24 protein-coding genes are annotated in these 22,664 nt (G+C 72.1%); 14 read left to right on the top strand and 10 right to left on the bottom strand.

Annotated features, from left to right (window positions below):
* Positions 1-76: 76 nt before the first annotated feature.
* The 3 genes from AC2H4J_RS19255 to AC2H4J_RS19265 all read right to left on the bottom strand — a co-directional run bounded on the left by AC2H4J_RS19255 (position 77) and on the right by AC2H4J_RS19265 (position 3,139).
* Positions 77-1,171 (bottom strand): ABC transporter substrate-binding protein, encoded by a 1,095-nt coding sequence (locus tag AC2H4J_RS19255; RefSeq protein ID WP_487466509.1) that lies wholly within the window; start codon positions 1,169-1,171, stop codon positions 77-79.
* A 79-nt stretch (positions 1,172-1,250) separates the two neighbouring features.
* Positions 1,251-2,126 carry an ABC transporter permease gene (locus AC2H4J_RS19260; protein ID WP_487466510.1) on the bottom strand — a complete coding sequence of 292 codons (876 nt, stop codon included), beginning with the start codon at positions 2,124-2,126 and terminating at the stop codon, positions 1,251-1,253.
* On the bottom strand, positions 2,123-3,139 hold the full coding sequence (locus tag AC2H4J_RS19265; RefSeq protein WP_487466511.1) for an ABC transporter ATP-binding protein: 1,017 nt from the start codon (positions 3,137-3,139) through the stop codon (positions 2,123-2,125). The genes AC2H4J_RS19260 and AC2H4J_RS19265 overlap by 4 nt, the downstream gene beginning before the upstream one ends.
* Before the next feature lie 78 nt (positions 3,140-3,217).
* On the opposite strand from AC2H4J_RS19265, the gene AC2H4J_RS19270 reads away from it, so the two are divergent.
* Positions 3,218-4,855: an ATP-binding protein gene (locus tag AC2H4J_RS19270; RefSeq protein ID WP_487466512.1), complete on the top strand. Its 1,638-nt coding sequence runs from the start codon at positions 3,218-3,220 to the stop codon at positions 4,853-4,855.
* Entirely contained in the window at positions 4,852-5,532 is a 681-nt protein-coding gene (locus tag AC2H4J_RS19275) for a response regulator (protein ID WP_487466513.1), read from the top strand. The genes AC2H4J_RS19270 and AC2H4J_RS19275 overlap by 4 nt, the downstream gene beginning before the upstream one ends.
* A 42-nt stretch (positions 5,533-5,574) precedes the next feature.
* On the opposite strand, the gene AC2H4J_RS19280 is transcribed toward AC2H4J_RS19275, so the two are convergent.
* Positions 5,575-6,018, bottom strand: coding sequence for a PPC domain-containing DNA-binding protein (locus tag AC2H4J_RS19280; RefSeq protein WP_487466514.1), 444 nt, complete (start codon positions 6,016-6,018; stop codon positions 5,575-5,577).
* A 67-nt stretch (positions 6,019-6,085) separates the two neighbouring features.
* On the opposite strand from AC2H4J_RS19280, the gene AC2H4J_RS19285 reads away from it, so the two are divergent.
* Entirely contained in the window at positions 6,086-9,040 is a 2,955-nt protein-coding gene (locus tag AC2H4J_RS19285) for an FAD-binding and (Fe-S)-binding domain-containing protein (RefSeq protein WP_487466515.1), read from the top strand.
* An 89-nt stretch (positions 9,041-9,129) separates the two neighbouring features.
* Here AC2H4J_RS19285 and AC2H4J_RS19290 read toward each other — a convergent pair whose 3' ends face one another.
* Positions 9,130-9,819, bottom strand: coding sequence for an alpha/beta fold hydrolase (locus tag AC2H4J_RS19290; RefSeq protein ID WP_487466516.1), 690 nt, complete (start codon positions 9,817-9,819; stop codon positions 9,130-9,132).
* 283 nt (positions 9,820-10,102) lie between these two features.
* Here AC2H4J_RS19290 and AC2H4J_RS19295 point away from each other — a divergent pair, with 283 nt between their 5' ends.
* Positions 10,103-10,381: a hypothetical protein gene (locus AC2H4J_RS19295; protein WP_487466517.1), complete on the top strand. Its 279-nt coding sequence runs from the start codon at positions 10,103-10,105 to the stop codon at positions 10,379-10,381.
* A gap of 569 nt (positions 10,382-10,950) precedes the next feature.
* The gene (locus tag AC2H4J_RS19300) at positions 10,951-12,222 is read left to right on the top strand and encodes a 3-deoxy-7-phosphoheptulonate synthase (RefSeq protein WP_487466518.1); all 1,272 of its coding nucleotides are present in this window, start codon (positions 10,951-10,953) and stop codon (positions 12,220-12,222) included.
* 23 nt (positions 12,223-12,245) lie between these two features.
* Here AC2H4J_RS19300 and AC2H4J_RS19305 read toward each other — a convergent pair whose 3' ends face one another.
* Together AC2H4J_RS19305 and AC2H4J_RS19310 are read right to left on the bottom strand one after the other, a co-directional pair.
* Complete coding sequence (locus tag AC2H4J_RS19305; RefSeq protein ID WP_487466519.1) at positions 12,246-12,575, bottom strand: hypothetical protein; 330 nt, start codon at positions 12,573-12,575, stop codon at positions 12,246-12,248.
* Between the two features lie 20 nt (positions 12,576-12,595).
* Positions 12,596-13,096, bottom strand: a complete 501-nt coding sequence (locus AC2H4J_RS19310; RefSeq protein WP_487466520.1) for a MarR family winged helix-turn-helix transcriptional regulator — start codon at positions 13,094-13,096, stop codon at positions 12,596-12,598.
* A gap of 71 nt (positions 13,097-13,167) precedes the next feature.
* Between AC2H4J_RS19310 and AC2H4J_RS19315 the strand changes: the two genes are divergently transcribed.
* Both AC2H4J_RS19315 and AC2H4J_RS19320 read left to right on the top strand, forming a co-directional pair.
* Entirely contained in the window at positions 13,168-14,112 is a 945-nt protein-coding gene (locus AC2H4J_RS19315) for a universal stress protein (RefSeq protein WP_487466521.1), read from the top strand.
* Positions 14,103-14,465 (top strand): DUF488 domain-containing protein, encoded by a 363-nt coding sequence (locus AC2H4J_RS19320; RefSeq protein ID WP_487466522.1) that lies wholly within the window; start codon positions 14,103-14,105, stop codon positions 14,463-14,465. The genes AC2H4J_RS19315 and AC2H4J_RS19320 overlap by 10 nt, the downstream gene beginning before the upstream one ends.
* On the opposite strand, the gene AC2H4J_RS19325 is transcribed toward AC2H4J_RS19320, so the two are convergent.
* A complete protein-coding gene (locus tag AC2H4J_RS19325) occupies positions 14,447-15,142 on the bottom strand; it encodes a DUF4383 domain-containing protein (RefSeq protein ID WP_487466523.1) in 696 nt (231 codons plus the stop codon). The genes AC2H4J_RS19320 and AC2H4J_RS19325 overlap by 19 nt on opposite strands.
* A 107-nt stretch (positions 15,143-15,249) precedes the next feature.
* Here AC2H4J_RS19325 and AC2H4J_RS19330 point away from each other — a divergent pair, with 107 nt between their 5' ends.
* From AC2H4J_RS19330 to AC2H4J_RS19340, 3 genes are read left to right on the top strand one after another with little or no spacing between them, the layout of a single operon-like run.
* Positions 15,250-15,501, top strand: coding sequence for a hypothetical protein (locus AC2H4J_RS19330; RefSeq protein WP_487466524.1), 252 nt, complete (start codon positions 15,250-15,252; stop codon positions 15,499-15,501).
* A complete protein-coding gene (locus AC2H4J_RS19335; protein WP_487466525.1) occupies positions 15,498-16,157 on the top strand; it encodes an RNA polymerase sigma factor in 660 nt (219 codons plus the stop codon). The genes AC2H4J_RS19330 and AC2H4J_RS19335 overlap by 4 nt, the downstream gene beginning before the upstream one ends.
* On the top strand, positions 16,154-16,435 hold the full coding sequence (locus AC2H4J_RS19340; RefSeq protein ID WP_487466526.1) for a hypothetical protein: 282 nt from the start codon (positions 16,154-16,156) through the stop codon (positions 16,433-16,435). Before AC2H4J_RS19335 ends, AC2H4J_RS19340 begins: the two co-directional genes overlap by 4 nt.
* 6 nt (positions 16,436-16,441) lie before the next feature.
* Here AC2H4J_RS19340 and AC2H4J_RS19345 read toward each other — a convergent pair whose 3' ends face one another.
* Positions 16,442-17,323 (bottom strand): patatin-like phospholipase family protein, encoded by an 882-nt coding sequence (locus AC2H4J_RS19345; RefSeq protein ID WP_487466527.1) that lies wholly within the window; start codon positions 17,321-17,323, stop codon positions 16,442-16,444.
* Between the two features lie 149 nt (positions 17,324-17,472).
* Here AC2H4J_RS19345 and AC2H4J_RS19350 point away from each other — a divergent pair, with 149 nt between their 5' ends.
* Positions 17,473-19,236 (top strand): MFS transporter, encoded by a 1,764-nt coding sequence (locus AC2H4J_RS19350; RefSeq protein ID WP_487466528.1) that lies wholly within the window; start codon positions 17,473-17,475, stop codon positions 19,234-19,236.
* 3 nt (positions 19,237-19,239) lie between these two features.
* Here AC2H4J_RS19350 and AC2H4J_RS19355 read toward each other — a convergent pair whose 3' ends face one another.
* Positions 19,240-19,926, bottom strand: coding sequence for an NRDE family protein (locus AC2H4J_RS19355; protein WP_487466529.1), 687 nt, complete (start codon positions 19,924-19,926; stop codon positions 19,240-19,242).
* Positions 19,927-20,038: 112 nt separating this feature from the next.
* Here AC2H4J_RS19355 and AC2H4J_RS19360 point away from each other — a divergent pair, with 112 nt between their 5' ends.
* The 3 genes from AC2H4J_RS19360 (at position 20,039) to fabI (ending at position 22,660) form a co-directional block, all read left to right on the top strand.
* A complete protein-coding gene (locus tag AC2H4J_RS19360) occupies positions 20,039-21,073 on the top strand; it encodes a transglycosylase family protein (RefSeq protein WP_487466530.1) in 1,035 nt (344 codons plus the stop codon).
* Positions 21,074-21,173: 100 nt separating this feature from the next.
* Positions 21,174-21,878 (top strand): 3-oxoacyl-ACP reductase FabG, encoded by a 705-nt coding sequence (gene fabG / locus AC2H4J_RS19365; RefSeq protein WP_487466531.1) that lies wholly within the window; start codon positions 21,174-21,176, stop codon positions 21,876-21,878.
* The gene (fabI, locus tag AC2H4J_RS19370; protein WP_487466532.1) at positions 21,878-22,660 is read left to right on the top strand and encodes an enoyl-ACP reductase FabI; all 783 of its coding nucleotides are present in this window, start codon (positions 21,878-21,880) and stop codon (positions 22,658-22,660) included. The genes fabG and fabI overlap by 1 nt, the downstream gene beginning before the upstream one ends.
* Positions 22,661-22,664: the final 4 nt, after the last annotated feature.

Here is a 22,664-nt window from a genome sequence, read left to right on the forward strand (position 1 = left end):
CGACAACGGGCAACGGCGGGCCCGCGCATCTCGCGCAGGCCCGCCGCTCGGGACGCGGTTGTGCCGAGGGCTCGGATCAGCCGTCGCTCCCTGCGGCACTCGACGTCACCTTGGTGCCCTCGAGCTTGTTCGCCGCCTGGGCGTACTCGTTCGTGAACGTGTCGGCGATCTTCACCTTCGACGTGTCGACGCCGTTGGCCTTCTCCATCGCGAAGATGACCTTCGGGCCGCCCGCCGGCATGATCCCGTCGGGCAGGAACTGGGCCTTGTCGGCGTCGAGGCCGGCGATGTACTGGTCCTTCGTGATCGTGGCGTTCTGCACGAAGTCGGCCGGGAGCTTGTTCGCGATGTCTGCGGCGGTGTGGCTGTGGATCCACTGCATCGTCGCCACGAGCGCGTCGACCACCTTCTGGGTCGCGTCCTTGTGGGACTTGACCCAGTCGGCGCGCCCGAGCAGACCGGCCGCCGGCCAGTCGCCGCCGAGCACCCGCTTGGCGCCGTCCGCCGTGGCGAGGTCGACGGCCGAGTAGGCGATCTTCTGCGCCTCGAGCGAGCCGACGGTCGGCTGTGTGGTCATGACGCAGTCGGCCGAGTGCCGCTGGAGGGCCGCGATCGCCGTGGCGCCGGCGCCGACGGCGAGGGTGTGGTAGTCGCTCTTCTGGAGACCGGCCTTGGTCGCGAGGAACTGGGTCAGCTCGTCGGTGCCCGAGCCGAGGTCGGTCACGCCCATCGTCTTGCCCTTGAAGTCGGCCGGCGAATGGACCCCGCTCCCGGTGGCGCACATGATGCGCTCGCCGGGCGCACCGGAGAGCTGGACGACGTTGATGACGTCCTTGCCCTTCGACTGGAAGTCGACCGTGTGGATGTACCAGGCGCCGGCGAAGTCGACCTGACCCGACGCCATGGCGTCCTCGGCGCCGACCCCGCCGTTCTGCTCGGTGGAGAGCTCGACGTTGACGCCGTACTTCTTGTAGGAGCCCAGGCTCTGGGCGAGCTGGTAGGGCAGGTAGATCTGCTTGTCGATGCCGCCGACCATGATCTTGACGGTGGGCGTCGTCGCGGCGCCGCTGCTGCTGGCCGAGTTCGACGTGCCCGAGCTGCCGCCGCAGGCCGTGAGGGTGAGCGCCATGGCTCCCGCGGCAGCAGCGCTGATGATCGTCCGCTTGTTCATTGTTCCGGTTTTCCTTTCCAGAAATGATCGGGATGCACCGAGCAGTGCTCGAAGAATGGTCAGCAGATCTGCGCCTCCATCAGATGGCGGGGGCCTCGGAGCGACTCGGCGGCCGCCACTTGAGAAGCCGGTGCTCGAGCAGGCTGATGAAGAATTCGGCGCCCAGGGTGACGATGGCGATGATCACCATGCAGGCGAAGACGGTGTTCGGGTCGAACGTGCCCTGGGCCTGGCTGATGATCAGACCGATTCCCTTTTGTGCGCCGAGGACCTCGGCCACGAGGGCGCCGACGATGGCGAAACCGAATGCCGTGTGCAGGCTGGCGATGATCCACGTCATGGCCGAGGGAATGGTCACGTGGCGGGCGACCTGGACGGGTGAGGCGCCGAGCACCCGGACGTTCGCGATGAGGTTCTGGTCGACCTCGCGGACGCCCTGGAACGCGTTGAAGAACACGATGAAGAACACGAGGACGGCGGCGAGCAGGATCTTCGGGAAGGTGCCGAGGCCGAACGCCACGATGAAGATCGAGCCGAGGATGATCCGGGGGATCGAGTTGACGATCCGGATGTAGGGCCCGACGACCGACGACAGGTACCGGTTCGAGCCCAGCACGATGCCGATGACGACGCCGGCCAGTGTGCCGAGCAGGAAGCCGCCGAACGCCTCCTTGGCGGTGACCCAGAGGTTCTCCCAGATGGTGCCGAAGGCCGTGCCCTGGGTGAACAGCTTGACCAGGCTGTGCCAGATCTCCGACGGCTGACCGAAGAAGAACGGATCCACCCAGCCGGCGGTGGTGAACCACTGCCACCCGCCGATCACGATGACCGCCAGGGCGACACGCCCGATCCAGACGGCCGTCACGGACCGTCGGTGCTTGCGCTTGCCCGCCACCTGGACGTCGGACGGCTGCACGGCCGCCGCAACTCCGGGGCCGCCGATGACGGCGGTCATGCCGCTGCACCGGCCGAGCGGGCGTAGGCGCGGGTGACCTCGTCCTTCAGGGATTCCCAGATCCGGCCCTGGAGGTCGAGGAACCGCTGCTCGTGGCGGATCTCCTGGACGTTCCCGCGCGGCCGCGGCAGGTCGACGTCGAACACGTCTTTGACCGCTCCCGGGCTGCTGGTCATGATGACCACCCGGTCCGACAGCGCGACGGCCTCGTCGAGGTCGTGGGTGATGAACAGGACCGAGGGCCGAAGTTCCTCCCAGAGCTTGAGCAGCTCGTTCTGCATGATCACCTTGGTCTGGGCGTCGAGCGCGCCGAACGGCTCGTCCATCAGCAGGATCCGCGGGTTGTTGATGAGCGCGGCCGCCATCGCGACGCGCTTGCGCATTCCGCCGGACAGTTGGTGCGGATAGCGATCCTCGAAGCCCGCCAGCCCGACCCGTCGGATCCAGTCCGTGGCGAGTGCGGCGGCGTCGCGCTTCGGCGTACCGAGCAGGACCGGGCCCATCATCACGTTGTTGAGCACGCTCTTCCACGGGAAGAGCGCGTCGGCCTGGAACATGTAGCTGACGCCGTCGGTGATGCCGTCGACCAACCGGTCGCCGACCTTGACCGACCCCGCGCTCGGCTTCTCGAGGCCGGAGACCTGCGCGAGCGTGGTCGATTTGCCGCAGCCGGTCGGGCCCACGATCGAGCAGAACTGGCCCGGTTCGACGGTCAGCGTCACGTCCTTGATGGCCGTGAACGCCTCGCCTTTCGGCGTCAGGTAACGCTTTGTGAGACCGACGATCTGAATGCCCGCCGGCTGGTCGGCCGGATCACGACCGTCCGGACGGCGGTGCGGATGTGTCCTTGTCATGAACGGAGCCCCTTTGTCTTCCAGGGAGAGATGTCTGCGCTTCTTGGGGGAGCGGACGGATCGGCGTCCCGATGCCGTGATGCCATTCCTGTGGGGTGCATCGACTACGTGGGAGTAACTGTGACCACGCCCATAGGGATTGTCGATTTTCCACTGCAAGGAGCATTGCGCGGTTTGCGCTCATTTCTGTGCATAAAGTGCACACGGGCGCGCTGTGACCGGGGTTACCCTGCGTGTGTGTCCATCCCGCGGGTCCGGCTGCCGCGCCGGCTGTCGACCCAGATCACCGTGCTGGTGCTCGGGCTCATCCTGATGACGGTCGGGATCGGCGCCGTGGTGTCGTTCCTGCAGGCACGCAGCGAGCTCGACGAGCACGCCGGCGAGCGGGCCCTCGCCGTGGCGCGCGTCGTGGCCACGGACGCCGACGTCGTCGAGGCGTTCTCCACACCCGAGCCGCCGGCGATCATCGATCCGATCGCCGAGCACTTCCGCCGGGCGGCCGGAGCCGCCTTCATCGTGGTGGCCGACGACCGGGGCATCCGCTTCTCGCACCCGAACCCGCAGATGATCGGCACGTCGCTGCTCGACGACCCCGGTGAGAATCCGCAGGCAGTGCTCTCCGGGAAGACGTTCGTGGGGATCCAGAACGGCTCGCTCGGGCCCTCCATGCGGGCGAAGACGCCCATCCGGGATGCGGGTGGCAAGGTCATCGGGCTGGTGTCCGTCGGGATCTCCGAGCAGAAGATCAGCGAGACACTGCGCGCGCACCTGCTGATCTATCTCCTGCCCGCGATCCTCGGGCTGGGTCTCGGGGTGACGGGTGCGGTGCTGCTGTCACGGCGGGTCAAGCGGCAGACCTTCGGGCTCGAGCCGGGTGAGATCGCCGGGCTGCTCGAGCAGCGGGAGGCCATGCTGCACGGCGTCCGCGAGGGCGCGGTCACCGTGGACACCGCCGACCGCATCACGATGATCAACGACGAGGCCCAGCGCCTGCTGCGCGTCGACGGGGACACGATCGGCCAGCGGCTGTCGGACCTGCTGCCCGAGGGCCGCGTCCAGGAGGTGCTCACCGGCCAGACGGAGGGCCTGGACGAGGTCGTCGTCCTGCGCGATCGCGTGCTCGTGGTCAACCGCATGCCCGTCGAGCTCCGCGGGCGGGCCATCGGCGCCGTCATCACGTTGCGCGACCGCACCGAGCTCGACACCCTCGCCCGGGAGCTGCAGGACGTCCGCGGACTCGCCGACGCGCTGCGCGCTCAGGAGCACGAGTTCGGCCACCGGCTGCACGTGATCGGGGGGCTCGTCGAGCTGGGCAAGTACGAGCAGGCGATGTCCTACATCAACACCCAGTCCGACCTCCACCAGGAGCTCGCGTCGTCCGTCGTCGGCTCGATCGGCGACCCGGTCGTGTCCGCGCTCCTCCTGGGAAAGGCGGCGACCGCCAGCGAGCGCGGGGTGCAGCTCTCCGTGTCGTGCCTGACCGATCTTCCGGAGCTGCCCGAGAAGGAGTCCCAGGGGCTCGTGACCATCCTCGGGAACCTCATCGACAACGCGATCGACTCGGCCTCGCAGGGCGTGGCCGGCGGACGCGTCCAGGTCTCGTTCGATCTCGAGGGCGGGTGTCTGGTCATCCGTGTCCACGACTCCGGCAGCGGTGTCGACCCGGCGATCGCCGGGGAGATCTTCACCGACGGATTCACCACCAAGGCGGCGCGCCAGCCGGGCTACCGCCGCGGCCTCGGCCTCGCCCTCGTCAGCCAGGAGGTGCGCCGGCGACGGGGACGCATCGCGGTGGAGAACGCAGACGGCGCCGTCTTCACGGTCACGCTGCCCGTTCCCGGCGTAGCCCGTCCGCTCGAGGTGCCGGTGCCGTGATCCGCACCCTGATCGTCGACGACGACCCGACCGCCGTCAGCATCCACCGGGAGTACGTCGACCGGCTGCCCGAGTTCACCGCGGTTGCGACGACCACGAGCGGGGCCGAGGCCGTGCAGCTCGCAGACACGCTGCGGCCCGACCTCGTGCTGCTGGACATGTATCTGCCGGACCTTCCCGGCCTCGAGGTCCTCCGGGCGCTGCGCGCCGCCGGCCGTCCGCCGATCGACGTCATCGCCATCACGTCGGCCAAGAACGTCGACGTCCTCCGCGGCGCCATGACCCTCGGCGTCGTGCACTACATCGTGAAGCCGTTCGGTTTCCGGGCCTTCCGGGAACGGCTGGAGAACTACGCCGCCGCGCGCAACCGGCTGGCCGTGGCGCAGGCACCCGGCCAGCGGGAGGTCGACCGGATCTTCGCCCTCCTCCGCAGCGGCAGCGACGACCTGCTGCCCAAGGGGATCTCGGCGGCCACGCTCAAGGTCGTCGTCGACATCTTCCGGGCGGCCGAGGAGCGGCTGACCGCCGGAGAGCTGGCGACCCGCGCAGGCTTCAGCGAGAGCGTCGCCCGGCGCTACCTCAAGTTCCTGTCCGATTCGGGCAACGTGGAGTACCACCCGCGCTACGGCAGCGCCGGTCGTCCGGAGCATCTGTACAGCTGGACCGGATCGGCCTGATCACCGCCGGTGCGACGGGCTCGCGAGAGGGCCTGGTGTGGCTCAGGTCGTCCGGTCGAGGTCGATCAGGGCCAGCCCCAGGTCGGGCCGGCTGGTCTTCCGCAGCGTGGCGGGAGTTTCGTGGGCCACGACCTCCAGGGTCGGCCACACCTGGCCGGCAAGCAGATGACCACCACGGACGGAGCCGTCCGGCAGGCCGAGCACCGCATGCACGTGAACCGCGGGCCCGTCCGAACTCAGGGCGATGTCGCCGACGAGGGAGAGCAGTTCGCACTGCTCGTCGACGTGGATCGGGCGGTACTCCGTCTGCTCGCGGTCGAACCAGCCGACGGTCGCCCGCGAGAAGGCGCCGACCCCGGTGAGCGAGGCAGCCGTCAGGCCCTGCTCGCCGGCGAATTCCTGCAGGACGGCGACCGCGTCGTCGCCGGGTTCTCCGACGAGCACGTAGGTGCGCGCGTTCCCGTGTTCCACGAGCGTCCACTTCACGGCTTACTCCTCGTGTCCTCCTGGGTCGACCGCTTGCCCGACCGTTGGCATAGAGCAACTATTACTCATGGCGCGCATCCTGCTTCCCTCGCCCGTCGTCCGCTCCGGGGCAGCGGGTCGATCGGTCGACGGGGGAGCGCTGGAACGCGCGCTCCGGGCCCGGGTCGACGGCGAGGTGCGCTTCGACGCCGGTTCCCGGGCGGCGTACTCGACGGACGCCTCCAACTATCGCCAGACGCCCATCGGGGTCGTCGTCCCGCGCAGCATCGCGGCCGCGGTCGAGGCGGTGGGCGTCTGCCGCGAGCACGGGGCGCCGCTGCTCAGCCGCGGCGGTGGCACCAGCCTCGCGGGGGAGTGCACCAACGCTGCCGTCGTCCTCGACTTCTCCAAGTACTGCAACCGGCTGATCTCGGTCGACCCCGAGGCGCGCACCTGCGTCGTCGAGCCCGGCATCGTGCTCGACGACCTCAACGGTCAACTGGCGCCGTACGGGCTGGAGTTCGGGCCGGAGCCGGCGACGCACAGCCGCTGCACGCTGGGCGGGATGATCGGCAACAACTCGTGTGGTGCGACCGCGCAGCGCACCGGCAAGACCGTCGACAACGTCGTGGGGCTCGACGTGCTGCTCTACGACGGCACGCGGATGCAGGTGGGGCCGACCGCCGACGCCGAGTACGCGGCGCTCGTGCGGGCAGGCGGACGGCCGGCGGAGGTGTACCGGCAACTGAGGGCATTGCGCGATCGGTACGGCGAGGAGGTCCGCCGCCGGTACCCGGAGATCCCGCGGCGGGTCTCCGGCTACAACCTCGACTCGCTGCTGCCCGAGCACGGGTTCGACCTCGCGGGCGCACTCGTCGGCTCGGAGGGGACGTGCGTCGTCGTCCTTGCCGCGACGCTGCGCCTGGTTCCGGTCGTTCCGGCGCGCGCCCTGGTGCTGCTCGGCTACCCGGACGTCGTGGCCGCGGCGCGCGACGTGCCGACGATCGTGCCGGAGCAGCCGATCGCCCTCGAGGGATTCGACACCGAGATGGTCGACGCGGTGCGCGCCGGCCACAAGCACCCCGAGGCTCTGGAGCTGCTGCCCGCCGGTCCCCGCGGGTGGCTCCTGGTGCAGTTCGGCGGCGCGGAGGCCGGCGAGGCGCGGGCCCGGGCCGAGCGGTTCGCCGACGGCGTCCGGCATCGCACCGAGGCACCGACCGTGACCGTTCTCTGCGACGAGGAGCAGCAGCGGCAGCTGTGGGAGGTACGAGAGGCGGCTCTCGCCGCGGCGGCGCGTGCGCCCGGCCGGCCGGACGGCTGGCCCGGATGGGAGGACTCGGCGGTCGACCCCGCGCGGCTCGGGGACTACCTGCACGACCTGAAGCGGCTCTTCGACGAGTTCGGCTACGGCTCGACGTCCGTGTACGGCCACTTCGGGCAGGGCTGCGTGCACGCGCGCATCCCGTTCGACCTGCTCACCGCGCGCGGCGTCGCCGACTTCCGGCGGTTCATGGAACGTGCGGCGGACCTCGTCGTGCGGCATGGCGGCTCGCTGTCCGGAGAGCACGGCGACGGCCAGGCCCGCGGGGAGTTGCTGCCCCGGATGTTCGGCGACGACCTCGTGCACGCCTTCGGCGAGTTCAAGGCGATCCTCGACCCCGGCAACCGCATGAACCCCGGCAAGGTCGTGGACGCCCTACCGCTGGACGACGACCTGCTGCTCGGTGCCGACTACGAACCGCGCCGGGTACGCACCCGCTTCGGCTATCCGGACGACGACGGCCGCTTCGACCGGGCCGTGCAGCGCTGCGTCGGCGTCGGGCAGTGCCGCCGGTCCGAGGGCGGGGTGATGTGCCCGTCCTACATGGTGACCCGCGAGGAGGGGCACTCCACCCGGGGCCGCGCGCGGCTGCTGTTCGAGATGCTCGAGGGGCATCCCGACTCGCCGATCAGCGACGGCTGGCGCTCCACCGCCGTCCGGGACGCCCTCGATCTCTGCCTCGCGTGCAAGGGCTGCAAGTCCGACTGTCCCGTGGGCGTCGACATGGCGACCTACAAGGCCGAGTTCCTGTCCCACCACTACGCCGGCCGGCTGAGGCCGCGGGCCCATTACTCGATGGGCTGGCTGCCCGTGCTGGCCCGCGCCGGGCGACGTGCGCCGGGCGTCGTCAACGCGCTCACCTCCGCACCCGGCCTTGCCCGGGTCGCCAAGGCAGCCGGTGGGATCGCGCCCCAGCGCACGATTCCCCGCTTCGCCGCGCAGGACTTCGTCTCCTGGTACGCCGCCCGCGGCCCGCGGGGCAGCGGACGGCGGGGCGAGGTGGTGCTGTGGCCGGACACGTTCACCAACTCCTTCGCGCCGCACATCGGCGCGGCGGCGGTCCGCCTGCTCGAGGACGCCGGCTGGCGGCCGGTCGTCCCGCGGACGGCGGTCTGCTGCGGTCTCACCTGGATCTCGACCGGCCAACTCGGCATCGCCGAGCGGATGCTGCGCCGCACCGTGCGGGTGCTGGCACCCAAGTTGCGCGCCGGCACCCGGGTGCTCGGTCTGGAGCCGTCCTGCACCGCCGTCTTCCGGTCCGACGCCGCCGAGCTCTTTCCCGGTGACCCGGACGTCGAGCGGCTCCGCGGCCAGACCGTGACCCTCGCCGAGCTCCTGGTGGAGCACACGCCTGGCTGGGAGCCGCCCCGGTCCGGACGGCGGGCCGTGATGCAGACCCACTGCCACCAGCACGCCGTGATGGGCATCGACGACGACCGCGAGCTGCTGGCGCGAGCCGACGTCGACCTGCGGGTGCTCGACTCGGGATGCTGCGGGCTGGCCGGCAACTTCGGGTTCGAGGCCGGGCACTACGACGTCTCCATGGCCTGCGCCGAGCGGGTTCTGCTGCCGGAGATCCGAGCGGCGGACGACGGCGTCGTCGTCCTGGCCGACGGGTTCAGCTGCCGCACCCAGATCGAGCAGGGGAACTCCGGCGGACGAACGGCGATGCACTCGGCGGAGCTGCTGGCGGAAGGACTCCCGGAGCCGCCTCAGGCGTAGGCATGGGGCAGGGGAGTGCCCGGACGCCGCGGTCCCGCTCTTCCGGTTCGGCTTCGGCCTCCGCTCCGCCACGGCCGACGCGGGCGTCATCACGCGTCCAGGAACGTCAGCAGGTGATGGGTGAACTCGTCCGGCCGGCTCTCGTGCACCAGATGGCCGGCGTCGACGGGAACGATCCGACCATCGCGCAGGAGGCCGACCAGCTCGGCGACGTGTTCCTGCGGCACCGGACTGCTCGCGCCTCCGGCGATCACGAGGGTGGGAGCGGAGATCGCAGCCGCGACCGCACTCCATCGCGGGTCGGGAGTGTCGATCTCCGGTCGCACCTGCTCGACCACCCGCCAGTCGAAGGGCAGGTCGCCCGGCGGCCGCGACGGCGGCGCGGCGGTGCGGGCGTGCGGGACCCCGACGTCCTCCAGCACGAGACGGCGCACCAGCTCCGGATTCGCCGACGCGACCGCGCAGGCCACGAGGCCGCCCAGCGAGTGGCCGACCAGGTCGACCGGCCCGCCGCCGAGTTGCCCGAGCACACCGGTCACGTCGTCCGCCATCGCCTGGATCGAATACCGGCCCGGCCAGTCGCTGGAACCGTGCCCCCGGAGGTCGACCGCGTAGACGGTCCTCGACGACTGCAGACGGGATGCGACGACGTCCCAGTCCGCGGCCGTGTCACCCGTCGCGGGCAGGAGCACCACCGGTCGCCGGGCCGCCTCGCCGGTGGGCCAGGTCCGCACGCCGAGCGTGACGCCGTCGACCGTGACGTCGAGCTGCTGCGGCATCTGCGCAGACTCGCCCCGAGGAACCACGGGGGCAAGCCCGGTTCGCCACCGGCGGACAGGTCGACGTCGCCGCATCTGGGAGCTTGCTGCCAATGCCCTGGGAAGGCGGCCGGAGGGCTGGCGCGGGCCGGTCCACTGGGGGGACGATCGGGCCGCGGGGGACGACGTCCCGTACCACTCCCGGAGGGAGACCAGGCCCATGTCAGCTCCAGGGCCCACACCGGCACAGGAACCGCGCACGCCAGGGGAGCGTCCTCGGCGGGCTCCTGCCGATCCGCCGCCCATGTCGGTCGCGGAGAAGCTGGCCTGCGAGTGGGAGGCGCGGCACGACGTCGCCGCCCGGAGGCGGATCGCAGACGTCGCGCCCGTGCAGCACTACCTGACGCACGCGCGCTCCGAGGACGGCCGGAACGCCTCGGCCGGCGCCGGTCGCCGAGCGGCACGGGGCGAGTCCCCGGCTCCCAGTTCCCCGAGTGCCCAGCGGGTCTCGCCGGCCCTGCGGAGCTGGCTGCGCTGGGGCGAGGACGGCGGGCCCGAGAACCCGGTCATCCCGCGCTGCTGAACCCGCCGGCACGGGGGATCCCGGCGGCTGACGCGCCGCCGCGTTCAGCCCTTCGGGAAATGCCGTCCCCGTGGGGCGGGCCGCCGCGCGGGCACGAGTCGCGACCAGAACGTGGGGGCGGGCGCGGCCGGGAGCGACTGGGGGACTGCCGGCAGAGCGGCCCGGGGGAGCAGGGCGACCGGCATCGTGGGGAGATGAGCGGGCGCAGCCGGCGGGGACGCGTTTCCGGCGATGATCCCGGCCCGGCCGCGCCGGTACCGGGACGTGATGGCCGCCAGTGCGTCGGCTGCCGGGTCCCTGTGAGAGCGCGCGGGCCCGCGGCTCACCGGCGGAGCGTTCAGCGGCCAGAGATTGACGGTGCGGTGGTCGGCGGCGACGCTCATCCGGGACGCAGGGCTGTCGGACGACGGAGCGGACAGGTCATCGGGGCCTCTTTCGTCGAACCGATCAGTGGTGGCATCGAGGTCGCTCCCCCGTGGAGCGACGTGCGCGCTCGTGGGGGTCATCGTCCCGAGGTGGTGCAGGGGTCCGCCGTCGTCACTCCCACGCCGCCTGTCGCGTGCGTCACTGTGGTTGGCTGTCGCCGGGCGGGTCGGACAGCCGACCGCCGTGGAACGACACAGGAGCAACCCATTCCGGCTGACCCGATCCTGGAAACCGCGGCCCGGATCGCCGACGCCCTGCTCGAGGTCCAGACGCGGGTCAACGCGCAGATCGATGCGACGCACGCGGACCTGCTGCCCGCCGTGCAGCGCTCGCTCGGGGTCGACCCGGGGGCGGCCGTCGAGCTGGGCGATCTGGTGAACGTCCGGATCACCGGCATGAGCGTCGTCGTCACGCCGGCGGCGGTCGCGACCGTCGTCCCGTTGTCGGAGGCGTCCGCCGCGACGACGCGGGCCGGCCGCCGCGCCGTCACCGACATCGTGACCGGTGCCGGCGACCGCCTGATCGTCATCGCCGGCCCCTGCTCGATCCACGACCCGGCCGCCGCGCTGGAGTACGCCGGCTTCATCGCCCGGATGCGCGAGCGGCACGGCGACGACCTCGAGATCCTGATGCGGACCTACACCGAGAAGCCGCGGACCGAGGTCGACTGGAAGGGGTTCGCGTACGACCCGTTCCTCGACGGTTCCAGCCGGATCAGCGTCGGGCTCGTCGCCACCCGGATGCTCATGTGCGCCATCACCGACCTGGGCGTCCCGGTGGCGGCCGAGCCGCTGAACGCCCTTACTCCGCAGTACGTCAACGGGCTGGTCACCTACAACGGGGTCGGCGCCCGGAACGTCACCGATCAGACCGCGCGCGAGCGGGTGTCCGGCTTCTCGTCGGTGATCGGGTTCAAGAACTCCCCGGAGGGGAGCATCGAGGCCGCCATCCAGGCCGTGCGGACGGCGCGCGCCCCGCACGAGTTCCTCGGGGTCGACCAGCACGGGGTCAGCGCCCAGCTGTCGACGACCGGCAACGACACCGGCCACGTGATCCTGCGCGGCGACCGGAACGGACCCAACTACTCCGCCGCCCACATCGCCGAGACGAAGCGGTTGCTCGGTGACCGCGGGCTGCCCGAGGTGGTCGTGGTCGACGCCTCGCACGGCAACAGCCAGAAGAACCACCTGCGCCAGATCGACGTCGTCCGCGACCTGGCCGGTCAGATCGGCCGGGGCGAGCGCGCCATCCGCGGCGTCATGATCGAGAGCAATCTCGTCGCCGGCCGGCAGGACCTCGACCAGGGGCATCCCGAGTCGCTGGAGTACGGCAAGAGCGTCACCGATGCCTGCGTCGACCTCCCGACGACCGAGGCGATGCTGGCCGAGCTGGCCGCGGCCGTCCGGCGGCGCTGACCCGAGGCATCACCCGGGGGCGCTCAGCCGCTGCCGGACAGCTCGGAGGGCGCCGCCGGATCCGCGTCCGACCACCGGATCGTCAGACGCACGTGACGCTGGGCGAGCCGCGCGGCCACCTCGGCGAGCACCTGCCGGGCGAACGCGTCGACGGCGTCGGGGTGCGGGATCGTGACGGTGATGTCCTGATCGCCTTTCCGGCTGAGCTCCTCGATGGTCCCGCGGAGCAGATCGACACCGAGCCCGTCCACCCGTCCGTGGACCTGGATCGCGCATTCCTCGACATCGACCGTCTCGCTGTAGGTCCAGTCCGGGCTCCGCACCCGGCCGGGGTCGTGCCTCCGGTGCCGCATCTCTCTGTCTCCCTAGGGACTCAGGCGCGCTGGTCGCTCCGGTCGGGGGGCTGCGCCACGCCCTCTTCGTGCCAGTGGGGAAGGGCGAGGACCGAGTCCATCCGACGCAGCTCGTCGCGGTGCAGCGCGCTGAGCTGACCGAGGAGTTGTTCGCCCTGATCGGTGAGGACCACGCGGACCGCCCGGCCGTCGTCGGGATCCGTCGTCCGCCGGACGAGCCCCTGAGCCTGCGCCCGGTCGATCAGTTCGACGACGCTGTGGTGGCGCAGTTGCAGTCGCTCGGCGATCTCTCGCACGACCGCCCAGTCGCGTCCGGGAAACCCCTTCAACGCGAGCATCAGCTGGTACTGCTGCGGGGTGACGCCGTGCTTGCGCACGGTCTCCTCGCTGAAGCGCAGGTAGCGACGGATACCGAAGCGGAACCGCGCCAGGGCCTCGAAGTCGTCCTTGCTCAGCGGGGTCACCGCCCCCGCCGCGGCGCCGTCGAGCGCCGGGACGGTGCCCACCTCAGGCCTTGCCACGTCCCCTTTCTATCGTGTTACGATACTTCTGTCAACGCCGCGGCCGGCGTGTACGCGCAGGAGATGACGACATGCCGAACTACGGGCAGGACGGCCCCGTGGTCGTCGCGGTGGGCGGGAATTCCGATGGCCGTCCCGTCGAGTGGGCCGCGGCCGAGGCCGCTGCCCGGGGTGCCGCGCTGCTGATCGTGCACGTGCTGCGCCCGCACTGGGCGCTCGACCTGTCCGGGCTGGTGCCGGTGGGCGACTGCTGGTCCGACCGCGCGCTCGCCGAGGATGCGCTCCAGCTCGCGGTGCGCCGAGCGCGCGCGGTCGCCTCGGACCTGGAGATCCGCGCGCAGTCGGTCGTCGGGCCTCCCGTTGCGCTGCTCACCGCCCGGAGCCGAGGAGCCCAGCTCCTCGTCCTGGGCGGCCCTTCGGCTGGAGACCAGTGGCGGGTCGGGCCGCTGCACACTCCGGTCTGCACCCGGGTCGCCGGCCGGGCAAGCTGTCCGGTGGTCGTCGTCGGCCACCTGCTGCGCGGGCTGTCGGCCGGTGCCTCACCTCGGGTGGTCGTCGGTGTGGAGGACAGCGGGCAGGGCCGTGCGGCGCTGACCTTCGCCTTCCGTGCGGCGGCCCAACGTGGCCTCGGTCTGACGGCGGTGCGCGTCGCCGGGTCGGACCTGCCGGGCCACGCCCGGCTCCTGCTCGAGCGGGTGCTGGCGCACGGGCGCGACCAGTTCGCCGACGTGCCGGTGGAGGCTCAGGCGGTAGGCGGTGACCCGGCGCGGGCACTGGTCGCAGCGTCGGAAGGGGCCTCCCTCGTCGTCGTCGGCGCCCGGACTCGCGGGCTCCGGCCGGGAGCGTCGGGTTCCGTGGGCGGCGCCGTCGTCCTGCGGGCGCACTGTCCGGCTGTCCTCGTGCCTCCGAGGTCGCTGATCCCGACCGTGGGGGTCCGTGCCGGGCGTCGGGAGGTCGCGGGGGCGGATGCCCCGGCGGCCGCGCCTCTCGAGCGGCGGAGGGCGTCGTGGGACTGATCTCGCTGGCTCGCGTCTACGACGCCGGCCCGGCGCCGCACGGGCAGAGCTTCCTCGTCGAACGGCTGTGGCCGCGCGGCGTCCGGCGCGACGCCCTGGCCGGGGTGGAGTGGCTGCCCGCCGTCGGCCCCAGCACCGAACTGCGGAAGTGGTTCGGCCACGATCCCGACAAGTGGGGCGAGTTCCGCCGGCGTTACGCCGCCGAGCTCGACGACCGGCCGGAGGCCTGGCGGCCGCTCGCCGGCGCGGTGGCAGCGGGCGACGTCGTCCTGCTCTTCAGCTCCCGCGACACCGAGCACAACAACGCGGTCGCGCTCCGGGAGTACCTGCTCGCTCAACGGACGGCGTCGTAGTCCATCCAGATCCGACGGCGACCGTCGCGCGTGTGCACCGCGGCCATGGCCTGCACGCGCCGGCGCTGGTCCTCGGTCGCTCTGTGCTGGACGACGGCGATCTCGGCGTCGCGCATCGCGGCCTCGGCGGCGAACTCCTCGGGCGTGGACGGGAGGTCCGGCGGTTCGTCGGCGAACGGGTGCGGATGGGCGTACGGGCTGCTGTCCGGCAGGTTGCCGCTGATCCGGCCGTACGCGCCGAGGCAGAGCAGGAGCAGCCCGACGACGTCGGAGAACACGACGTTGCTCATCCGGAACGCCAGGACGTTGAACGTCGTCCGCAACAGCGCCAGGTTGACCACCGCGGAGGCCAGGAAGAGCACGCCCAGGACGATCATGACCGTCGACGCCGTCCGGGGCCCGCGGAACGCCGCGCTCAGCAGGACGGCGGCCACGACCAGCGACAGCACCGACAGCAGCCCGTTGGACGACATGCCCAGGTGGCGCTCGCCGTGCGTGGCGAGGAAGCCCACCCCGCCGGTGGCGCCGAGCAGGCCGAAGACCAGCAGGACCAGCCCGACGCCCACCGCCCCGGCCCGCTGCCAGGCGTAGACCCGCGGGTCGGCGCCTGGCTGCTCGTCGACATGCACTTCGTGGACGCGGACGGGGAGATGTCCGAGATGCATCGACACGGTCATGGCGTGCTCCGGGGGAGGAGAGGAGTGGATGTCCCATGTGCGTCCGCCCGGCCGCATCTCTTACCGGCGGATCGGTAAGAGATGCGGGCCGGACGACACAAACGGTCATGACCCAGCACTCCGTCGTCCCACCGGGAAGCGGGACCGGGACACGCGCCCCCGTGCCGAGCACCGACGTCGAGGCCTGGCGGCTGCGCCGCCTCGTCGACGCCGGCTTCCCCCTTCGTCTGGCCCTGGAACTCGCCGCCACCCCCGGGGTCGACCTGCACGCCCTGCTCGCCCTGCTCGATCGGGGCTGCCCGCCGGAGCTCGCCGCTCGTATCCTGGCGCCCATCGACGGCACCGAGGGCCGGCCGTGACCGAGGTCAGCCCGGATCAGACAGCCGCTCGCCGGGCCGGGGCGCCCCCGCCCGGCGAGGACTGGATCGCGGAGCTCACCAGCGACGGACCGGTGCGGGACGACGCCCTGCGGCGGCTGCACGCGCTCCTGCTGCGCGGCGCCAGGTTCCAGGTGTCGCGCATGTCGTCCCTGCGCGCCCTGGTCGGCGCGGCGCAGGTGGAGGACGTCATCACGCTGGCGGCCGACGAGGCGATGGTCGCCGTGCTCGGCAAGCTCGGCACGTTCGAGGGCCGCAGCCGATTCACCACCTGGGCCTACAAGTTCGCCGTCCTGCAGGCCGCCGTCGAACTGCGCCGCCAGGCATGGTCGCGCCGGGAGGTCCCGCTGGACGTCGCCCCGCCGCTGGTCGAGCCGCGGCCCTCACCCGACCAGTACGCCGAGGGCGCCGAGCTGGCGACGGCCGTCCGGCATGCGATCGACCGCGTGCTCACCCCGCACCAGCGCCGCATCGCGCTCGCCCTGATCGTCGACGAGGTGCCGATCGACGTGTTGGCCGAGCGCCTGGGCACCAACCGCAACGCCCTCTACAAGACCTTGCACGACGCGCGCAGCCGCCTGCGCGCCCACCTGGCCCTCGAGGGCTACCTGACGCCTGCCCCGGGAGAGACCCGATGACCGCTGCCGACCGACCGCTGCTGACCGACGCCGTCCGCCGGCTCACCGTCGACCCGGGCCCCTGGCTGTCCTGCGACGACTGCTTCCGGCTCGTCGACCGCTACGTGGAGGCGCTGCTGTCCGACGTGCCGGGACCTGCCGAGGAGTTGTCGTCGATGCCCGCCCATCTCGCCGGCTGCTCGGCGTGCGCCGACGAGGCGACGACGCTGCTCCTGCTGGCCGCCGGCGACCGGGGAGTCGACCCGGCGGGCGCCCTGCACCGCCTCGCCGCCGGCTGAGGCAGCTCACGCCGGGATGTCGGCGCCGTCCTGGTGGCCGTGCATGCCGAGGACCCGTTCCGGCCGCGGGCGGTAGGCAGCGCCGCTGTCCAGCCAGCGTGCCGCCGAGTCGTGCGCCCGCCGGGACAGCTCGGCGGCGTGCCGGAAGTCGACCGCCGAGATCTGCAGCGGGCACAGCGGCGGCAGGACGACGAGGTCGACCTGGTCGGCGTACAGCGCGACGTCGGCGACCAGCCGCCGCTGCACGAGCAGGCTCAGCGCCTGGACGGCGACGGCGAGCGGCCGTGTCGGGGGAGCGGGCAGCGCGCAGGCGTACCCCGTGGGCAGCACGTAGATGCGGTCGGCGCCGAGCGCGATCGCCTGCGAGATGGCCGCGTTGTTGGCGAGGCCACCGTCGACGAGGGTGCGGCCGTTCCGCCGCACCGGGGGGAGGACGGCCGGGATCGCGCTGCTGGCCAGCACCGCGCTGACGACGTCCCCGTCGGAGAGCAGCACCTCCTCACCGGACAGCAGGTCGGTCGTGACCAGGTGCACCGGGACGGGCGCGGCCTCGAGCCGGTCGAACGGGACGTGCCGGCGCACCAGGCGTTCGAGCCCCGATCCGGCGCAGAGCGCGTCCCGCGCGCCGGCCAGCGCGAGGACCATCTGGGGCGCGCGGAGCGGGAAGACGTCGTCGCGGCGCAGCCCGGCCCAGGTGGCGGCCAGGGCGTCCAGGGACGCCGGCCCCGTGCCGTGGGCGGCGACGAAGACGGCGTTGAGGGCGCCGGCGGATGTGCCCACGAGCAGGTCCGGCGCGACGCCCCGCTCGGCCAGCGCCCGGAGCATGCCCACCTGGACGGCGCCGAGGCTGCCTCCGCCGGACAGCACGAAGGCCGTGGTGTGTCCCATGCCTGGTTGGCGTGGTCCGGGCGGGTGGTCTTACCCGGGCGCGCACCGCCGGATGTGACATGCGTCGCCCCTGGCACGTTCCGCGGTGTCGGTTGCTTCGTGCAACTATAGGCTGCCCTCGACGAACGCGCGGTACCGAGAGGCCTGGAATGACGACGACCGAGACCCGGCCCGCCCTGCACTACAAGTGGATCGCCCTGTCGAACACGACGCTCGGCATCCTCATGGCGACCATCAACAGCTCGATCCTGTTGATCGCGCTGCCGGACATCTTCCGGGGGATCGAGCTCGATCCCCTCGCGCCGGGGAACACGTCCTACTTCCTGTGGATCCTGATGGGCTTCATGCTCGTCACGAGCGTCCTGGTGGTCAGCCTGGGACGCATCGGCGACATGTGCGGCCGGGTGAAGATGTTCAACCTCGGCTTCGCCATCTTCACGATCTTCTCGATCCTGCTCTCGGTCACCTGGATGACCGGCTCCGCCGCGGCGCTGTGGATCATCGTCATGCGGCTCGGCCAGGGCGTGGGAGGCGCGTTCCTGTTCGCCAATTCCTCGGCCATCCTCACCGACGCGTTCCCGCAGAACGAGCGCGGCCTGGCCCTCGGTATCAACGGCGTCGCCGCGATCGGCGGCTCGTTCATCGGCCTGATCCTGGGCGGCGTCCTGGCGCCGATCGAGTGGCACCTGGTCTTCGTCGTCTCCGCGCCGATCGGCGCGTTCGGCACCGTGTGGTCCTACCTCAAGCTGCGCGACAACGGCGTCCGGCGGAAGAGCCGCATCGACTGGACCGGCAACCTGCTCTTCGCCCTCGGGCTCGTCGGCATCCTGACCGGGATCGTCTACGGGCTGAACCCCTACGGCGGGCACACGATGGGCTGGACGCGGCCGTTCGTGCTCGTCTGCCTCGTGGGCGGCGTCGTCGTCCTCGCGGTCTTCGTGCTCGTCGAGCTGAAGGTGCCCGAGCCGATGTTCCGGCTCGACCTGTTCCGCAGCCGGCCCTTCACGATGGGCAACCTGTCGGCGCTGCTGACCGCGCTGGCCCGCGGTGGCCTGCAGTTCATGCTGATCATCTGGCTGCAGGGCATCTGGCTGCCCCAGCACGGGTACAGCTTCGAGCGCACCCCGCTGTGGGCCGGCATCTACCTGGTGCCCCTGACCATCGGGTCCCTGCTGGCGGGGCCCGTCTCGGGCCGGCTGGCCGACCGGTTCGGGGCGCGTCCCTTCGCCACGGCCGGCGCCCTGCTCAGCGGCGTCGTCTTCCTGCTGTTCGACCTGCTGCCGATGGACTTCTCCTACGTTCCCTTCGCGGTGCTGCTGTTCCTCGTCGGGCTGTCGATCGGCATGTTCATGGCGCCCAACACCTCCAGCGTCATGAACTCGCTGCCGGTCGATCAGCGCGGTGGCGGCGCCGGCATGCTGAACACCTTCCAGAACAGCGCCGCGGTGCTCTCGATCGGCGTCTTCTTCACGATCATCACCCTCGGGCTGGCCGGCTCCCTGCCGAGCGCCCTGGCCTCCGGGCTCGCCGCGCACGGTGTGCCCGCCGCGCAGGCGCACGCCCTGTCGGGGCTGCCCCCGATCGGGCTGCTGTTCGCCTCCTTCCTGGGGTTCAACCCGATCCAGCAGCTGCTGCCGTCGGCGTCGGCGGCACACGTCACGGCCGCGCAGTACTCGGAGCTGACCGGACGCGGTTTCTTCCCGCACCTCATCTCCGGCCCGTTCGGCGACGGGCTGCACCTCGCCTTCGCCATGGCGGCGGGCTTGTGCTTCGTGGCCGCCGTGTTCTCCTGGCTGCGCGGGAAGGGCACCCCTCCGGTGCACCGCTCGCTGGTGCGGGAGGCCGAGGAGGGGCTCGGGGGAGCCGGTGAGGCGGCGATGCAGGAGGCCGGTGCCGGCGCGCCCCTGCGCTGAGGGTCAGTCCAGGACGACCGTGGTCCACGACTCGGGTGCCCAGGGACGACGGCTGTACTCGCACCGCAGCCGTCCGGGCACCGCCTCGATGAGCTGCCCGAACACGGTGGCGTAGACCAATCCGTCCTGCTCGTGCCGGACCACGAGCGCGGCGGCGTCGTCGGCGGGCGGGGCGCTCTCGACCAGCGTGCGCCAGTCGTCCGGGAAGGCGCCGTCCGCGAAACCCGCGAGCCACCGGTCGGCCTTGCGATCCTCCGTCCCGCCGGAGGTCACCATGTGGGTGCCCTCCGGGTGCTCGGTCGACGCGAGCCGTTCGCCGTCGAACTGCCAGGTGGTCAGGCCGTCGGGCCCGACGAGGACCAGCGCGAACGAGGCCATGCCGGCCGGGTCGAGGTGGCGGGCCCAGTCGTGGCCGTGCCGGACGGCGAGGAGCGGCAGCACCCCGCGGCTCGGCGCACCGGGGTCACCCAGCCGCTTCTCGGGACGATTGAGCACCAGGGCCGTCGTCCCCGTCCCGATGCCGGTCGCGCACCACGTGCCGCCGGCGACGCGATCCCGGCCACCCACCACGCCCGGGAGATCGGGCCACCACCGCCCGGGTTCGTCGAACTCCCGCGTGGTCAGCTCGTCGCGCAACGCCAGGATCTGCGCGGGCCGGCCCGCGGACCAGCGAACCAGCACCGTGCACACCCGCGCATCATCCCCTTCCGCACCACGGGCGTCGCTTCCGTCTCAACAAACCGCACCCGTCGGTCGATGTAGACATGTCGGAGTGTTCTGCCGTGGCGGGAGGGATCGGGACGTGCGCAGGTGGGGAGTCGGGGTCGCTGCTGCCCTCTGTCTCGCCGCCATCCCCGGGACGGCGTCCGCGGCGCCCTCGGACGGGCAGGTGAGTGCGGCCGAGCAGGCGGCCGCCGACGCCGCTGCGCAGGTGACCCGGATGCTGGTCGACATGGGGACGGCCCGGACCGCCGTCGACGACGCCGCCGCGCGTGCCGCGCAGGCGCACGCCGAGTCCGAGCGGCAGCAGCAGGCGCTCGTCCGGGCGCAGGCGGACGCCGCGGCGGCGGACCTCGCCGCCCAGCAGGCCCGGTCGGACGTCGCGGACGCTCGGGGTGCCCTCGCCCGGTTCGCCCGGGACAGCTACATGGCGGGCTCCACCTCCTCGCTGCTGAAGAGCCTGGTCACCGCGGAGAGCCCGACGCAGCTGATCGAGCGGGCGGCGCTGCTCGACGCGGCCGGCGACCACCGCTCCGCCGTCCTGACCGTGGTCGGCGTCGCCCAGCAGCAGGCCGAAGCGCTGCAGTCCGCGGCGCAGGCGGCGGTCGCCGACGCCGACCGCTCACGACAGGCGGCCGAGGCGGCGCTGGCCGCGGCGGAGTCGGTCCAGGCCGACGCGCAGCGGCAGATGACCGACCTGCGCGGCCGGCAGAGCAGCATGCAGGCCCAGCTCGAGCAGGCGCGGGCGACGGTCGTCGCGCTGCAGCAGCAGCGGCGCGCGGCCGCGACGCCGGTGAAGGCACCGGTCGCACCACCGGTGAAGGCGCCGCCCGGCGCGCCGGCTCCCGCTCCGCCGCCGGCTCCGGTCAGCAGCGGCAACGACTGGGACGCCGTCGCGCAGTGCGAGTCGGGCGGCAACTGGAGCATCAACACCGGCAACGGCTACTACGGCGGCCTGCAGTTCTCGTCGTCCACGTGGCTCGCCTTCGGCGGCGGCGCGTACGCGCCGCGGGCCGACCTGGCCGCGAAGAGCCAGCAGATCGCCATTGCGGAGAAGGTCCTGGCCGCTCAGGGGAAGGGCGCCTGGCCGACCTGCGGACGCAACCTGACCGGCTGAGGCCCGGCCGCATCTGCCCGTGCGACCGCCGCCGGGTGTGACCTGCGCCCACCCACTAGGTTCGGCGGAGGAAGCAGCGGCCGGCGCAGGGGAGTGGCACGTGAGCAGATCGGTGCTCGTGACCGGCGGTAACCGGGGCATCGGCCTCGCCATCGCGCGTTCGTTCGCCGAGAACGGCGACTCGGTCGCGGTGACACACCGCGGCAGCGGCGCCCCCGACGGGTTGTTCGGCGTGCAGTGCGACGTCACCGACGCCGCCGCCGTCGACCGCGCGTTCAGCGAGGTCGAGGAGCACCAGGGCCCGGTCGAGGTGCTCGTGAGCAACGCCGGCATCACCCGGGACGGCCTGCTCATGCGGATGAAGGAAGAGGACTTCACCGACGTCGTCGACGCGAACCTCACCGCTGCGTACCGGGTCGCCAAGCGGGCCAGCGCGAAGATGGTCCGCGCCCGCTCGGGCCGGATGATCTTCGTGTCGTCGGTCGTCGGGCTGCTCGGCTCCGCCGGTCAGGCGAACTACGCGGCGAGCAAGTCGGGCCTCGTCGGCCTGGCCCGCTCGATCGCCCGCGAGCTGGGCAGCCGCAACATCACCGCGAACGTCGTCGCGCCGGGATTCGTCGAGACCGACATGACCGCGGAGCTGCCCGAGAAGCGGCAGCAGGAGATCCTGGGGCAGGTGCCGCTGGGCCGGTACGCGTCGGCGGACGAGATCGCCGGCGTCGTGCGCTTCCTGGCCAGCGACGCGGCGGGGTACATCACCGGGGCGGTCGTCCCGGTCGACGGCGGACTGGGGATGGGTCACTGATGAGCGGCATTGACGGGATCCTGGCGGGCAAGAACGTGTTGGTGACCGGGGTGCTGACGGAGGCGTCGATCGCCTTCGCCACCGCCCGGCTGGCCCAGGAGCAGGGCGCCACCCTGGTGCTGTCCAACTTCGGACGCGCGCTGTCGCTGTGCCAGCGGATCGCCAAGCGGCTGCCGCAGGAGGCCGCCGTCGTCGAGCTGGACGTCACCAACACCGAGCACCTGTCGTCGCTGGCCGAACGGCTGCGCGAGCAGGGCTTCGACACCCTCGACGGCGTCGTGCACTCGATCGGGTTCGCGCCCCAGGAGGCCATGGGTGAGGGCTTCCCGGAGGTCGCCTGGGAGCACGCGGCGACGGCCTTCCAGGTGTCGTCCTGGTCCTACGCCTCGCTGGCGCAGGCCTGTCGGCCCCTGCTGGCCAACCCCTCGTCGATCGTCGGGCTCACGTTCGACGCGTCCGTCGCCTGGCCGGTCTACGGCTGGATGGGCGCGGCCAAGGCTGCCCTGGAGTCGGTGAGCCGGTACGTCGCCCGCGAGCTCGGCCCCGAGGGCATCCGGTCCAACATCGTCGCCGCCGGCCCACTGCGCAGCATGGCCATGAAGTCGATCCCGGGCAGCGTCCAGTTCGAGGAGGCATGGGAGGGCCGGGCCCCGCTCGGCTGGTCGGTCACCGACACCGAGCCCGCCGGCAAGGCCGTCGTCGCGCTGCTGTCGGACTGGTTCCCCGCGACCACCGGCGAGATCGTGCACGTCGACGGTGGCTTCCACGCCGTAGGCGTCTAAGGCG

Source organism: Blastococcus sp. OS1-29 (assembly GCF_057628075.1).